We start from the raw sequence: 15,080 nt of genomic DNA on the forward strand, positions 1-15,080 counted from the left end.
GGAACTTCCGGCACGAACTCGAACAAGCACACACATGGGAAGTCATGCATGAGCCAATCAACTCCACCTCTTCTTGAAGGCGCCACGCGCGACCTGGCGGCGTTCGCGGCAGGCCTGGAATTCGAGCGCATACCCGCGCAAGTGGTCGACAGGATCAAGACCAGCGCGCTGGACAGCATAGGCTGCTGCCTGTTCGGCGCCACATTGCCCTGGACACAGAAGGTACAAGCCATGGTCGAGGCCGAAGGCAGCCGCCCGGCCGCCTCGCTATTCGGCAGCGGGCGCAAGACTTCGGCGGCCGGCGCCGTGCTCGTGAACGCCACGGCGGGCCATGCCTTCGAGCTCGACGACATCCACAAAGAATCTATCCTGCATCCCGGCTCGATCGCCTTGCCGGTAGCGGTCGCCCTGGCGGAGACGACGGGCAGGCGTAGCGGGCGAGACCTGATCACCGCCATGGCCGCCGGCTACGAGATAGGCACGCGCGTGGGCAATGCCGCCACCATGAGCCTGTTCTTCAGGGGCTTCCATCCCCAGGGCACGAGCGGCGTGTTCGTGGCGGCGGCCACCGCGGGACGGATGCTGGGTCTCGACGCGCAGCGCATGCAGCATGCGCTGGGCATCGTCGGCTCGCAGGCCGGCGGCCTCATGGCGGCGCAAGAAGGCGCCATGGTCAAGCGCTTCCATTCGGGCCGCGCGGCGCAAAGCGGCGTTTACGCCGCGCAACTGGCCGGGGCCGACTTCACCGGCATCGTGGACGTGCTCGAAGCCCCCTACGGCGGCTATCTCAGCTCGTACTCCGGCGAACCCAACGCGCGCCGCCTGACCGACGGCCTGGGGCAGGTATGGGAAACGGGAACGGTCGGCTACAAGCCGCATGCCAGCGTCACCAGCATACACGCGGCCCTGGATGCCCTGAGGCAGATCATGCTCGATCACGAACTGGCCGCGGACGACATCGCCGCGCTGGATGTCGGCGTCAGCCATATGACGCACGTGCACTGCGCATGGCCCTACAAGGCCCAGGGCGTGACGGCGGCGCAAATGAACCTGTATTACGGCCTGGCCGTCATTGCCTTCGACGGCATGGCTTTCGTGGACCAGTACCGCGAGGAACGTCTCGGCGATCCCAAAATACTCGACTTCATTTCACGCATCGATGCCCGTGTCGATGCGGACATAGACGCGATGGGGCCGGCTTTTCGCCACGCCGCCCGCGTCGCCGTCACCACCCGCAAGGGGGAACGGTTCGAGGCGGAGATCCTGCATCGGCGCGGCAGCCCCGAAAACCCCTTGCAGCAGCCCGACATCGAGCACAAGTTCCGCCACGTGGCGCGCTCCTGCCTGAGCGCACCTGACGTCGAGAAAGTCATCGAGCTCTCGCGCACGCTGGATCGGCTCGACGACATCCGGCCCTTGCTGGATATCCTGGCCGCGGCCCGGCCCTGAGCCACGCAAATCCGCAGCATACAAGCCCTCGACATTCATACGACCCGCAAGAAGAGACCATAGTGAATCTATCCCTAGCGCCCTCCGCCACCATCGCCGAACAACTGGCCGCCCACTTCCAGGCCCTCGACTACGACAGCCTGGGCAATGCCTCTCGCAAGGCGCTCAAGCGCCTGCTGCTCGATTACCTGGGGGTAGCCGTTTCGGGCAGCCAGACCGGCCCGGGCCGCGTGGCCGGGGCGTATGCGCTGAGCACGGGCGGCAGGCCCGAGGCCGCGCTGATCGGCGGATCGAGCCGCGCGCCCGCCGAAATGGCCGCCTTCGCCAATGCCATTTCCTCGCACAGCGTCGAGCTCGACGACATCGACGTACTGGCGCTTTTCCACTTCAGCCCCCCCGTCTATTCGGCGGCGCTGGCAACCGCCGAGCAGCGCTCGGCCAGCGGCAAGGATCTGCTCGTGTCCCTGGCCGCCGGCTGCGAAATGATGGAACGCCTGAGCAAGGCGGCCAACTCGTCGCTGCGCGACCGCGGCTACCATACGACCCCGACCTGCGGCACATTCGGGGCAACGATCGCCGCGGCGAAGATGCTCGGCCTGTCCGCGGACGAAACCGTATCGGCGCTGGGCCTGGCCGGGGCGCAGGCAGGCGGGCTGATGGAGATGTACGGCCCATCCATGCAGAAGCGCTTCAACCCGGGCCCGGCCTCTCGCAATGGCGTCACCGCGGCGACGATCGCGCAACTGGGCTTTACCGGCGCGGCCACTATTTTCGAAGGCGAACGGGGCTTCCTGGCGGCTTTCACCGACGAAAATTTCCCCGAGCGCCTGACCGAGGGGCTGGACCAGGCCTACCAGTTCGATATCGAATTCAAGCCCTATTCCTGCGCGCGGCCCATCCACAACGCCATTGACTGCGCCCTGGAAATACGCAAGCGCCATGCGCCCGACCTGAAGAAGATTTCCCGCATTCTCATGGAAAGGCATCCCGACTGGGCACACTACCACCAGAACGCCAAGCCGCTCACCTACCACGAGGCCCAGGTCAGCCTGCCCTATTCCGTCGCGGTGGCGCTCAGCGACGGCCAGGCGCTCTTCGCCCAGTACGACAACGCGCGGCTCACGCAGCCCGAGCTCCGCAGGCTGGCCGCCGCAGTCGAAATCACCGTGGACGAAACATTGCCGCGCGGCGTGTCCTGCCGCATGACGGCAATCATGGAAGACGGCACGCGCCACACCGCCCAAGTCGACTACCCCAAGGGCTCCATACAAAACCCGATGAACGACGCGGAGCTGCGAGCCAAGTTCGACAGCCTCGTCATTCCGGTGCTGGGCCAGGAACGGGCGACCGCCATTGCAGATTGCGTGGCCGATATAGAGCATTGCGGCAATGTCCGCGACCTGATGGCCCTGCTGCAGCCCGGGCAGGAAGGCCTCGCAGCCTAGAGGGAGCTCGGCAAGCGCGGGGCATGACCCCTTGCCCGGCACGAGATGCCCGCGTCGCGCCTTGCGGCGCGCGCGGCTCGCCGGCCAGGCTCGGGACGGGCGCCATTTGCAACATAAAACAAGGAGACAACTATGCAATCGAGCAAAACGTACCCATGCGCCGGACTCTCGTCCCGCTTGCAAGGCGCGGCCAGGAAAACGGCCCTGGCCATAGGCCTCGTCCTGCTTGCCACCGGGGCCGCGGCCCAGGCGAAGTTCCCGTCGCGGGCAGTGACGCTGGTCGTCGGCTTTCCGCCCGGAGGTTCCAACGACATCGTTGCGCGCATCATCGCGCCCAAGTTTTCCGAGGCGCTCGGCGTGCCGGTGATCGTCGAGAACAAGGCGGGAGCCAATGCCACCATAGGCACGGAATATACGGTACGCGCCAAGCCGGACGGATATACCGTCACCCTGGGCAGCGCAAGCCCGCTGGCAATCAGCCCGCACACCTATAAAAACCTGCCCTACGATCCGCTGACCGATCTGCGCGCCGTCACCACGGTGGCGCAGACCCCCGAATTGCTGGCGATCAACCCCAAGGTGCCCGCCCGGACCCTGGCCGAACTGGTCAAGCTGTCCAAGACCCGGAACGTAACCTTGGCGTCATCGGGGGCGGGAGGCCTGCCCCATCTCGCCATCGAATTGTTCAGGCTCGAATCGGGCGGCCACATCGTGCACGTGCCCTACAAGGGCGCGGCTCCCGCGATCACCGACGCCGTCGGCGGCCACGTGGACGGCATCATTGTCGATGTGCCCGCGCTGTACTCCCAGGTCCAGGCGGGCAAGCTGCGGCCCGTGGCGGTCACGCACGAAAAACGCTCGTCCGTGCTGCCCAAGGTGCCAACCTCCGCGGAAGGCGGCCTGCCCAAGCTGCTGGCCTTCAACTGGTTCGCGGTCATGGCGCCGGCCAAGACCCCCGACGGCGTCGTCGATACGCTGTATGCGGCGCTGGCCAAGGCGGCGAAAGACCCGCAGGTGATTGCCCAACTGGGCAAGCTGGGCATAGAACCCTATATCCAGGCTTCGCCTGCAGCCGCGGAGGCCTTCATGAAGTCGGAAACCCTGCGCTGGGGCAAGATCGCCAAGGCCGCCGACGTCCGCGCCAACTGAGGCGGCGGGTGCCAGGGCAGCGGGCGGTCCAGCAAACAGCCCGCAGCGCGGACGCCCGAACGGCGCGTCGTCGACCGCCAGCCACCCGGTATGCCGGGCCGCGCGGCGGCGGCCGCCGAATGGATTACAGCCCGAATGAGGCGGCCATGAGGTGGATCAGACCACGACGGTCTGGGGCCCGCCCGGCTCGCGTTCGACGATTTCGCCCAGGCGGCTGACCTGCTCGCCCTGGGCCCGCAGCGTCGCGGCGATGGCGTCGGCGCGTTCGGCCGGCACCACGATCACCATGCCTATGCCGCAATTGAAGACGCGGTGCATTTCGGCGTCGGCCACCCCGCCGTTGCGCTGCAGCCAGGAAAACAGCTCGGGCATCTGCCAGGCATCGCGATGCAGGCGGGCGCACAGCCCGTCGGCCAGGATGCGCGGCACGTTGTCCAGCAGGCCGCCGCCGGTGATGTGCGCCAGGCCCTTGATGTCGGTACCGTGCTCGGCCAGGGCATGCAGCACCGGCTTGACGTAGATGCGGGTGGGTTCCATGACCACGTCCAGCATGGGCCTGCCGCCCAGGTCCTGGGTCGGCTTGGCGTTGGCATGCTTGAGAATGCGGCGCAACAACGAAAACCCGTTGGAATGCGCCCCGCTGGAGGCCAGGCCCAGCACCGCGTCGCCCACGGCGATCGAGGCGCCGTCTATGATGCGGGACTTCTCGACCGCGCCCACCGCGAAGCCCGCCAGGTCATACTCGCCTTCGGGGTACATGCCCGGCATTTCGGCAGTTTCCCCGCCGATCAGGGCGCAGCCGGCTAGTTCACAGCCCTTGGCGATGCCGCCCACCACGCGCGCAGCAGTGTCGACCGACAGCTTGCCGCAGGCGAAGTAATCCAGGAAGAACAGCGGCTCGGCGCCCTGCACCAGTATGTCGTTGACGCTCATGGCCACCAGGTCGATGCCCACCGTGTCGTGGCGCTGCCAGTCGAAGGCCAGGCGCAGCTTGGTGCCGACGCCGTCGGTACCCGATACCAGCACCGGCTCGCGCATCTGCCGCGGCACCTCGAACAGCGCCCCGAAGCCGCCGATTCCGGCCATTACGCCGGCCCGCATGGTGCGCGCGGCCAGCGGCTTGATGCGGTCGACCAGCGCCTCGCCCGCGTCGATGTCGACCCCCGCGTCGCGGTATGTCAGGGAAGCTGTCTTTTTGTTCGTCATGAGAAAAGCCGTGGGATGTGCAAGAATTGCGTGTTGAGCGAAATCGCGACGCAGCCGGCGGGCCGCCCGCCCACCGGCAAGCGGAGCCACATAGCCGAATGGCAGAAGGAAGCAATTTTACGATGTTTGCGACATGCCGGCCCAGCCGCCGCCGGGCGGCCAGCCTCCGATGAGCCGCCAGCTCATACTGGACCTGCTGCCGCCGCCCCGGCCCACGCTGGAAAATTTCGTTCCCGGCGGCAACGGCGTCGTGCTGCAGGCCCTGCGGGAACTGCAGCCGGGCCGGGCGATCTATCTCTGGGGCCCGCCGGGCGCGGGCCGCACGCATCTGCTGCGCGCCCTGGGCGAGGCCCCGGGCTGCCTGTACGCCACCGCCGCGAGCGACCCCGGGCCGCTGGCCGAACTGGCCACGGGCGATGCCGCGCCGCCGCGGCTGGTGGCCGTGGACGATATCGGCAGCCTCGGCCCCGAGGGCCAGGCTGCGGTCTTCGCGCTGTACAATCGCTGGCGCGCCGCCGCGCAAACCGCACAGGCCTTCGCGGTGCTGGTTGCCGGCGACCGGGCTCCCATGGCCATGCCGCTGCGCGAAGACCTGCGCACACGCCTGGGCTGGGACCTGAGCTTCCGCCTGGAACTGCTGTCCGACGCGGAGCGCGCCGCGGCCCTGGCCGGCCGTGCAGCCGAGCGCGGGCTGCAGCTGTCGGCCGAAGTGCTGAACTGGGTATTGACCCATTATGCGCGCGACATGGGTAAACTGACGGCGTTGCTCGACGCGCTGGACCGCTACTCCATGGAAAAGCAGCGCGCCATCACGCTGCCCCTGCTGCGGGAATTGCTGGCCGGCTCCGCCGACGAAGCGCCCCCGCGCCCGGCCACACCACTCTGACACACCCTCATGCTTGCAGAAACAATAAAAAACTTTGTCAGCCGGCTCTTCGCCTCCCCCGCGAAAGGCCCCTTGCGCCTGGCGCGCGACAAGCACGGCATAGACCGGCGCAACGTCTCGCGGCACGCCATCAAAGTCTGCGAAGTGCTGCACCAGCATGGCTACGCCGCCTATATCGTCGGCGGCGCGGTGCGCGACCTGATAGTCGGCCTGCAGCCCAAGGATTTCGACGTGGCCACCAACGCCACGCCCGAACAGATCCGCCCGCTGTTCCGCCGGGCGCGCATCATAGGCCGGCGCTTCCAGCTCGTGCACGTCGTGTTCGGCCAGGAAATCATCGAGACTTCCACGTTCCGCGCGCCTTCCAGCGCCGACCAGGAAACCGACGAATACGGCCGCATCCTGCGCGACAATACCTTCGGTACGCACGAAGAAGATGCGGCGCGGCGCGATTTCACCGTCAACGCCCTGTATTACGACCCCATCAAGGAAGAAGTCATAGACTTCCACAATGGCGTCAGCGACCTGCGCAAGCGCGTCGTGCGCATGATCGGCGACCCCGAAACGCGCTATCGGGAAGACCCGGTGCGCATGCTGCGCGCGGTGCGCTTCGCCGCCAAGCTCAACGCCACCATCGATCCGGCCACCAAAGAACCCATACGCCGGCTGGCGGGACTGATCGAGAACGTGCCCGCCTCGCGCCTGTTCGACGAGATGCTCAAGCTGCTGACCTGCGGCCACGCGATGGACTGCCTGCGCATGCTGCGCACGGCCGGCCTGCACCAGGGCCTGCTGCCCCTGATCGACCTGATCTTCGAAGAATCCGGCGGCGAGCAATTCGTCGAACTGGCGCTGGAACGCACCGACGCCCGGGTACGCGCGGCCAAGACGGTGAGCCCGAGCTTCCTGTTCGCCGCACTGCTCTGGAAGCTGGTGGACAAGCGCTGGCAGCAGACCGTGGCCGCGGGCGAACATTCGCTGCAGGCGCTGACCCAGGCGGCCGACTCGGTCATGGAAGAACAGACCCGCAAGCTCGCCATCCAGCGGCGCTATCAGTCCGACATGCGCGAGATCTGGTTCATGCAGCCGCGCTTCGAGCGGGCCAGCGGCAAGGCCGTCTGGCGCATGCTCGACCAGCCGCGCTTCCGCGCGGCGGTAGACTTCTTGCAGTTGCGGGCCGAAGCGCACGAAGTCGACAGCGTGCAGGCCCAGTGGTGGATGGACCTGGCCGACGCCGACGATGGGCAGCGGGCCGAGATGATCGAATCCCATATGCAGCAGAGCCGGCAGCAGCGCAGCGCGGCCGGGCCCGCGCGCAAGCGCCGCCGCCCGCGGCGCAAGACGGCCGGCCAGGGCGAAGGCGACCGCACGGTGCAAGGCGGCGAGAACCCGCAGGGCCAGGGCTGACGGCAGAGCTGGCCGAAGCCGAAAACCGGGGCGCACCGGCCTCCCGGCCGGCTGAGGGCCGGGGCAGCATAAAGACGAGCCGCCCCCAAAGCCCACGCTGGCCTGATACCCATCGACTTTCAAAGAGATAAGAATCCCTCGCATGAATTTTTATTTTTTTGATTGCGGATACGTATGAGGCCAGGGCAAGCTCAACCAGATGCTGATCACGACACGCTTATCATGACGCCGGCTTATGTAGGCCTGGGAGCCAATCTGGGCGACGCCGGAGCGACGCTGCGTCGCGCCGCGGCCGATATCGCGCGTATTCCCGGAGTAGACGGCCTGCGCCTGTCGCCCTTCTATCGCAGCGCGCCCGTCGACTCGGGCGGCCCCGACTATGTCAATGCCGTGGCGGCGCTGCGCACCGCCCTGCCCGCCCGGGAACTGCTGCGCGAGCTGCAGCGCATCGAGCTGCAATACGGACGCACCCGTCCGTACCGCAACGCCCCGCGCACGCTCGACCTGGACCTGCTGCTCTACGGCAACGAGCGTATTGAAGAACCCGATCTCGTCGTGCCGCACCCTCGCATGCATGAACGGGCATTCGTGCTGGCGCCGCTGGCCGACCTGGAGCCGGGCTTGCGGCTGGCGCAGGGATCTCTGCCCGAACTGCTGCGGCAATGCGCCGGCCAGGCCATCGAGCGCCTGGACTGACACAATCCGATTGATCGAACCTTAGGAGCCCTTGGATGCAACGCCCTAAGCTCGCTCCAAGTTCCAGGCTCAATGCCCGCGGCCGGACAGGCGCTCGTGCAATCTCAGCACCGCCCGCGCGCGCTCGACGATAGGCTCGTCGACCATCTTCCCGCCGACCTCGATGGCGCCCACGCCCTGCGCCACGGATTCCGCATAGGCCTGCACGATTTCCCTGGCTTGCTCGACTTCGTCCGCGCCCGGCATGAAGGCTTCGTTCAGGATCGGCACTTGCTTGGGATGTATGGCGCTCGCGCCGACGAAACCCAGCCGTCGGGACTCGCGGGCCAGCGCCCGGAAGGCTTCCTCGTCCTGGTAGCCGGCGACCGACCCCGCCAGGCCCAGCGGCACGATGCCCGCCGCGCGGGCAGCGATGACGCAGCGCAGCTTCGGCCCGCGCAACAGGTCGGCTTCCGGCTGGATGCCGATCGAGGTGGCGAAATCCTCGGACCCCAGGGTCATCGCGCATATGCGCGGGCACGCCCGCGCGATCTCGTCCATGTCGCAAAACCCCAGGGCAGTCTCTATCATGATGATGAAGCGGATAGACCCTTCGGCCAGGCCCATGCGCGCCTCTTGTGCGCGCACCAGCGCGTCGTATTCCCGCACCGAGGCCGCGGACGCAACCTTGGGGATGGCCACGGCCTTGACGCCCGGCAGCACGCAGGCCCTGAGGTCGTCGCGCACCAGCTCTTCCGTATTATTGATGCGCACGACGATATCGACGCCCTTGTCTCTCAGGAATTCGACGCATTCGGCCAGGAGGCCGCGCGCCGGCACCTTCTGCGCCGCGGGAATGCTGTCTTCGAGATCCAGCTGGATCGCATCGGCCCCGCGGGTATGCGCTTTTTCCACGAAGCGCTTTGCGGTCACCGGCACATAAAGCAGCGAACGCCAGGATAATTCTGTTGCCATATCGCACCTTTCCATGATTTCAATGTATGTAGTGTCTGCCCGACCCGGATGCCGGATACGCAAGCCGGCCGCCGCCTGCCGGGCCGCCCCCGACCCCGTCAATCCAGGTATTGCCGATTATGCTCGCCGAGCTCGGGGGCAGGGGTCCTGAGAGTGCCCGGGGTCCGCGACAGGCGCGGCACGACGTTGTGCATCAGCACGGACGTGCCGTCCTTGCGGGCCGGCCCTTTCACGACCACGTCCCGGCTGCGGAACAGCGCGCTTTGCAAGAGCTCGTCTATGGCCATTACCGGCGCCATCGTCACCCCGGCTGCGCCCATCACATCGAGGATTTCGTCGGCAGTACGGGCACTGAAATACCCGTTCAAGACCACGTCCAGCTCATCGGCATGCTGCAGGCGCACGGAATTGCTGGCGAATCGCGGATCGTCGATCAGGTCCGGATGGCCTATCGTGCGCAACAGCCGCTCCGTCATGGCCTGGGTCGACGAGGACAGGGCCAGCCACTTGCCGTCTTTCGTCTTGTACACATTGCGCGGCGCGGCGGTCTGGGACCGGCTGCCGGCACGCTGCTTGATTTCCCCGGTGGCCTCGTACGCCGCGGCCAAGGGGCCCAGAATGGAGAACAGCGGCTCGAACAGCGAAAGATCCATGACCTGGCCCGAGCCGTCCCGGCCCTCGGACTGGCGCAGCGCCGCGGCCACGGCAAACGCGCCATAAGTGCCCGCCACCATGTCCGCCAGCGAATTGGGCGGCAGGACCGGTTCGCGGTCTTCGAACCCGTTCATGGCCGCGAACCCCGACATGGCCTCCACCAGCGTTCCGAACCCCGGCCTGCCGGCGAATTCGCCGGTCTGCCCCCAGCCCGAGATCCGCACGATCAGCAGCCGGCTGTTGTGCTTGTGCAATTCGGCCGGCGCCAGATTCAATTTCTCGAGCGTACCGGGGCGGAAGCTTTCCACCAGCACGTCGGCGCCGGCCACCAGGCGCAGCAGCGACTCGCGCCCTTCGGCGCTCTTGAGGTCGAGCGCCACGCTTTTCTTGTTGCGCCCGTATACCTCCCAGTGCAGGGGCTCGCCGCCCGTGCGCCAATGGCGCAAGGGGTCGCCCTGCCCGGGCTGCTCGATCTTGATGACCTCGGCGCCGAAATCGGCAAGCAGCATCGTCAACTGATTGCCCGCCACCAGCCTGGAAAGATCCACCACCCTGACGCCGCCCAGGGGACCAGGCCCCGCCTGTTCTTGCGCGCCGGACACATCGCTATTACTTTTCATACACGTCGACCTCGGCCTGTTGCGCCCACGCCTGCCCGCCGCAGCCATGAACAATTCGACCCGGCCGCCGTCCCCTGAAGGGGCCGCGGGCCCGGGCCGTTTTTAGGGGTTTTGCCCGGATGTCACGGAGAATTCTTGTCGGCCCTCAATACGTAGACATCGTTCTCGGGGATGACGATAGTGACCTCGCCGGCACGGAATTCCTGGGCGCTCTCTACCAGTATCTTCTGGCCATACACGTCCACCCGGTACTCGTAATGGTCGCCGACATAGGCGATTTCATCGAGACGGGCAGGGATCCGGTTCGTCACGGCGCCGGCCTGCGGGCCGCTGCCGTCGCGCGGGTGGATTTCCAGCTTTTCGGCCCGTATCCCGATACGGACTTCTTCGCCGGCCGGGATGTCCTTGTCGGACGAGACGCCGAAGCGCATGTGCTCTCCCACCTGCAGCACGCTCTGGTCCGGCCGCTTGTCGACGACCCGCGCAGAAAAGAAGTTGCAGTGGCCGATGAAGTCCGCCACGCGTTCGGACACCGGATGCTCGTAGATGCGCTTGGGGGTGTCGACCTGCAGCATGTTGCCGGTGCTCATGACGGCAATGCGGTCGCTCAGCGACAAGGCTTCGGCCTGGTCGTGAGTCACGTAGATAGTGGTGACGCCGACCTCTTTCTGCAGCTTCTTCAGCCATAGCCGTGCGCTGTCGCGCAGCTTCGCGTCCAGGTTCGACAGGGGCTCGTCCAGCAACAGCAGGGACGGCGAATACACCAGCGCGCGGGCCAGCGCCACGCGCTGCTGCTGGCCGCCCGACAACTGATGCGGATAGCGCTCGCGCTGCTCGAGCAGGCCGACCTGCTCGAGCACGGAATCTATCAGGTCCGATTGCTTGGCCTTGGCGACCTTGCGCAACTGCAGCGGCAGCGCGATGTTTTCCGCCACCGACATGTGCGGCCACAGCGCGTACGACTGGAACACCATGCCCAGGTTGCGTTCTTCGGGCTGCAGGAACCGCCCTGTCGCGCCATCGCAGTAGACCATGTCGCCCACCCGGATGATCCCGCGGTCGGGTTTTTCGAGCCCCGCGATGCACGACAGCATCGTCGTCTTGCCGCAGCCGCTGGGGCCCAGCAGAGTGAAGAATTCGCCCTCGGCCACCGTGAAGCTGATATCGCGCAGCGCCGAGTATTTGCCGAAAGTTTTGCTGACGCCGTCTATCACCAGTTCATTCATTCGCGTTCACCTTGAGGACTTTCTTCGCCACCACCACAAACAGTACGCATATCAGGATTTGCATCAGGGACAGCGCCGCCACCGGCCCGGTATTGCCGTTGAGCCACATCTGCAGCATGGTCGTGCCGATGACCTGGTTGTCGGCAGACCCCAGGAAGATGGCGGGCGTGAATTCCTTGACCATCTGCACGAACAGCAGCACGAAAGACGCATACAGGCCGGGCACCAGCATGCGCAGCAGCACGCGCCTGAAAGTGCACCACCAATCGGCGCCTATCGTACGGGCCGCGGCATCGAGCTCGGTGCCGATCTGCATGACAATGGGGGCAATGGCGCCGAAGGCCATGGGGAATGCGCGAATGCCGAAGGCGATCATCAGGCCGATCAGCGTGCCGTTGAGCACCCGCATTCCGGGCACCAGGGCGAACATCCAGAAGAACCCCAGGCCCAGGATGATGCCCGGAACCACCTGCGGAGCCAGGGCGACGAATTCCAGCGGCCCGGCCAGCACGAAGCGCGAACGCTTGGTAGTGAGCACGACCAGAGTGGCAAGCAGCGTCGTCGCCACGCCGCCGACCAGGGCTATGACGACGCTGTACCAGATGGAGTCCACATACTGTTCAACCGAAAAGATCGTCAGGAAATTGCCCAGCGTCAGCACCTTGTACGGGGCGATGAGCGGCGTAAGGACCTGCGTGAAAGCCCGCACCACCAGCCCCAGCATGGGCAATACAGGGCCGAGCAGCAAATACAGGGCCACGAAGGCGAAGCCCAGCCAGCGGATGGCGCCGAGATTCAGCGTGCTGCGGCGAGCCGCCTTGCCCCTGACGCTGATGAAGCGCTTGCCGTTCTTCAGCGCGAAGTATTGGATCACGACCAGCACCGCCATCACGCACAGCACCAGCACCGACGCGGCGCCCAGCAGGCCGATATCCGGATGCGGGTCCAGCAGGCCCTTGGTATAGATGAAGCTGGCGAAAAGCTCTATGTTGACCGGGCCGCCGTACAACAACGGGATACTCAGTGTCTCGAGCGAGGTGCTGAATATCAGCAGCGCGGCGTAAAGCACCGGTGGCCGTATCATCGGCAAGATCACCCGCCGCAACACCGTCCAGGGCCCGGCACCGCAAGTCCGCGCGGCGCTTTCGAGCGAAGAGTCGAGCTGGTGCATCGCCCCGGAACAATACAGGTAGCCGATGGGAACCAGCGCCACCGATTCGGTTACGGCCATGCCCACCAGCGTATACAGGTTCCAGGGGGTGGCCCCGACCATGGACTGGACGAACAGCGTGGCATACCCCGCCGGGCCATATATGTATACCCAGCTGAACGCCAGCACCAGCGGCGAAATATAGGTGGGCAACAGCAGGCACGCATCCATCAAGCCCCTGAGAGGCACGCGGGTGCGCACGATTACGATCGCCGAAATCACCGCGATCACCAGGGCGATCACGGTGGTCATCACGGCGAACGCGAAACTGTTGAACGCCACCAGCCAGAACCCGGCGTCTTCAAACAGCCGCACATAGTTCTGCAAGGTGAAATGCTGCCCCGCCTCATAGAGCGGCCGGTCTATGAAGGACTGGTAAATAATGGGAAATATCGCGCCGACGACCAAAAAGACGACGACGATGAAAACCGCGCCCTGGATCCAGAAGCCTTTGCCCCTGCCCAGGAAGCGCCGGTAAGTCACCGAGCCGTACGGCCCGCCGGGCGCGCTCTTTGCTATCGTTTCAGTCACAGCGGCTCCCCATTGCTATGCTGTACATTGGCCGGCCGGCGCAAGCCGCGAAGAACCGCAGCGGGCGCCCGCAGGCCCCCGCTGCAATCCCGCCGGCTTTGCTTGCCGCACACGGCAAAACGGCCGGGTTTCCTGCCGCAATTACTTCAGATAGCTCTTCCACTTCTGGGTGAGCTTCTGCGCGTCTTCCTTGGACACGTCATCGTAGCCGATGATGATCATGTTTTTCTTGCCCAGCTTGGCCTCGATGGACTCGTAGGTACGCGGCGCGGCCTTGGCCGGCAGGCCATTGCGGTAGGGCGTGAAGCCGCCGTCATACACGCTGATCTGCCCTTCCTGCGACAGGATGTAGTCGAGCATCAGCTTGGCGGTGTTGACCTGCGGCGCGGTTTTCGGGATGCCCATGCCGCGCAGGAACATCGGCGTGCCGTCCGAGATGTAGCTCCAGCCCAGCAGGCCCGCGCTCTTGGTCGCTTGGGGAATGACCACCGTGCTCGACACGAAATAGCCCACCAGGTCTTCGCCGGTCTGCAGCTTGTTGACCATGGGGCCCGAGGAACGTTCCGGGCGGGTCATAGACAGCAGCTTGCCCAAAGTGTCCCAGCCGTGATCCGGGTTGCTCTTGAGCCAGCTGTAGAAGATCGCAAAGCCGAAGCTGACGGCGATGTCGTAAGTGGTGATCTTGCCCTTGAAGCGCTTGGGGTCTTTGGTGATCAGATCGACCAGCGGGCCTATGCCTTGCGGGCGCTCTTTTTCGGACAGGAGCGCCGTGTTGTAGGCCATCAGGATGGGGTCGGCCGAAAAAGTGTACAGGTTCGGCATGGGCTCGGCGAAATCGGGCAGGTGGGCCACCTCGGGCGACTTGTAGTCGAGCAATGCCTGCTTCTTCGCCATGCGCACCCAGTTGGTCGGGTCGCCGGACACCATCAGGCTCGCGGGCGACGTGCCGGTTGCCGATTCGCTGTAGTAGCGCTCGAAAACCTCGGCGCTGCTAAGGTTGTTGGACTTTATGCTTTTGACCCAGGGATACTTTTTCTGGAAACCCTTGAGGATAGGGTCCCAGTTGTAGGTATCCATGTTGGAATAAATAGCCAGGCCCGATTCTTTTTTCGAGCCCTCGACGATGGAATGGTAGTCGGACGGGTAATAAGACGGCCACGCGTCATCGCCCTTGGCCAGCACCAGGCCCGGGAAAGGCAGCGCCGCGCCCGCGATCACCGCGGTGCGCAGGAAATTCCGCCGGCCGGTACGCACGTCGATGACGGAGCCGGTTTTATTTTTGCTAGGGGAATCCATTCTTTTGTCTCCTGTAAAGGTCTAACACAAGGTTCTACGGATGATCTCGACCGCCTTGCACGGACTGACACCAGCTATAGATCGTGCGAGCCGGGACGAACCGCCGCCCGGAGCGCATCCCTGAGATCAGGCCGCATATGAGGCGCGCGACCTGCTCGATTCCATATAAAAAAAGCTCTTGACGTAGTCAAGAGCCGCGATTTTTTCTCGGGAGGCGTCGGGCATTGCGTTTTTGGGAGCGCACATCGAAGCACCACGCGGCACACGCCGCGCCGGGAAAAACGGGCGGCGCATGGAGGCTGCAGCATTGGCGATTCGGATCCGCGGCATCATCGATCATGACCTCACGAC

12 protein-coding genes are annotated in these 15,080 nt (G+C 65.5%); 6 read left to right on the forward strand and 6 right to left on the reverse strand.

The features are described 5' to 3' along the window. Positions 1-48: 48 nt before the first annotated feature. The 3 genes from KVP10_RS17290 to KVP10_RS17300 all read left to right on the forward strand — a co-directional run bounded on the left by KVP10_RS17290 (position 49) and on the right by KVP10_RS17300 (position 4,043). Positions 49-1,449 (forward strand): MmgE/PrpD family protein, encoded by a 1,401-nt coding sequence (locus KVP10_RS17290; protein ID WP_217965928.1) that lies wholly within the window; start codon positions 49-51, stop codon positions 1,447-1,449. Between the two features lie 62 nt (positions 1,450-1,511). Continuing rightward, positions 1,512-2,894 carry an MmgE/PrpD family protein gene (locus tag KVP10_RS17295; protein WP_217965930.1) on the forward strand — a complete coding sequence of 461 codons (1,383 nt, stop codon included), beginning with the start codon at positions 1,512-1,514 and terminating at the stop codon, positions 2,892-2,894. A 132-nt stretch (positions 2,895-3,026) separates the two neighbouring features. Next, the gene (locus KVP10_RS17300) at positions 3,027-4,043 is read left to right on the forward strand and encodes a Bug family tripartite tricarboxylate transporter substrate binding protein (RefSeq protein WP_217965931.1); all 1,017 of its coding nucleotides are present in this window, start codon (positions 3,027-3,029) and stop codon (positions 4,041-4,043) included. A 156-nt stretch (positions 4,044-4,199) separates the two neighbouring features. Here KVP10_RS17300 and purM read toward each other — a convergent pair whose 3' ends face one another. Next, positions 4,200-5,249: a phosphoribosylformylglycinamidine cyclo-ligase gene (gene purM / locus KVP10_RS17305; RefSeq protein WP_217965932.1), complete on the reverse strand. Its 1,050-nt coding sequence runs from the start codon at positions 5,247-5,249 to the stop codon at positions 4,200-4,202. 169 nt (positions 5,250-5,418) lie between these two features. On the opposite strand from purM, the gene hda reads away from it, so the two are divergent. The 3 genes from hda (at position 5,419) to folK (ending at position 8,238) form a co-directional block, all read left to right on the forward strand. Beyond that, entirely contained in the window at positions 5,419-6,135 is a 717-nt protein-coding gene (hda, locus tag KVP10_RS17310) for a DnaA regulatory inactivator Hda (protein WP_217965933.1), read from the forward strand. A gap of 9 nt (positions 6,136-6,144) precedes the next feature. After that, positions 6,145-7,542 (forward strand): polynucleotide adenylyltransferase PcnB, encoded by a 1,398-nt coding sequence (gene pcnB, locus KVP10_RS17315; protein WP_217965934.1) that lies wholly within the window; start codon positions 6,145-6,147, stop codon positions 7,540-7,542. 222 nt (positions 7,543-7,764) lie between these two features. After that, on the forward strand, positions 7,765-8,238 hold the full coding sequence (gene folK / locus KVP10_RS17320) for a 2-amino-4-hydroxy-6-hydroxymethyldihydropteridine diphosphokinase (protein WP_217965935.1): 474 nt from the start codon (positions 7,765-7,767) through the stop codon (positions 8,236-8,238). Positions 8,239-8,307: 69 nt separating this feature from the next. Here folK and KVP10_RS17325 read toward each other — a convergent pair whose 3' ends face one another. The 5 genes from KVP10_RS17325 to KVP10_RS17345 all read right to left on the reverse strand — a co-directional run bounded on the left by KVP10_RS17325 (position 8,308) and on the right by KVP10_RS17345 (position 14,729). Then, positions 8,308-9,192, reverse strand: coding sequence for an HpcH/HpaI aldolase/citrate lyase family protein (locus KVP10_RS17325; RefSeq protein WP_246600789.1), 885 nt, complete (start codon positions 9,190-9,192; stop codon positions 8,308-8,310). Positions 9,193-9,290: 98 nt separating this feature from the next. Next, positions 9,291-10,466: a CaiB/BaiF CoA transferase family protein gene (locus KVP10_RS17330; protein ID WP_217965938.1), complete on the reverse strand. Its 1,176-nt coding sequence runs from the start codon at positions 10,464-10,466 to the stop codon at positions 9,291-9,293. A 122-nt stretch (positions 10,467-10,588) separates the two neighbouring features. Continuing rightward, complete coding sequence (locus KVP10_RS17335) at positions 10,589-11,692, reverse strand: ABC transporter ATP-binding protein (RefSeq protein WP_217965939.1); 1,104 nt, start codon at positions 11,690-11,692, stop codon at positions 10,589-10,591. Next, on the reverse strand, positions 11,685-13,433 hold the full coding sequence (locus KVP10_RS17340; RefSeq protein WP_217965940.1) for an ABC transporter permease: 1,749 nt from the start codon (positions 13,431-13,433) through the stop codon (positions 11,685-11,687). The genes KVP10_RS17335 and KVP10_RS17340 overlap by 8 nt, the downstream gene beginning before the upstream one ends. Positions 13,434-13,574: 141 nt before the next feature. After that, positions 13,575-14,729, reverse strand: a complete 1,155-nt coding sequence (locus tag KVP10_RS17345; RefSeq protein WP_217965941.1) for an ABC transporter substrate-binding protein — start codon at positions 14,727-14,729, stop codon at positions 13,575-13,577. Positions 14,730-15,080: the final 351 nt, after the last annotated feature.

This window comes from Candidimonas humi (genome assembly GCF_019166065.1).
GTDB lineage: Bacteria > Pseudomonadota > Gammaproteobacteria > Burkholderiales > Burkholderiaceae_B > Candidimonas > Candidimonas humi.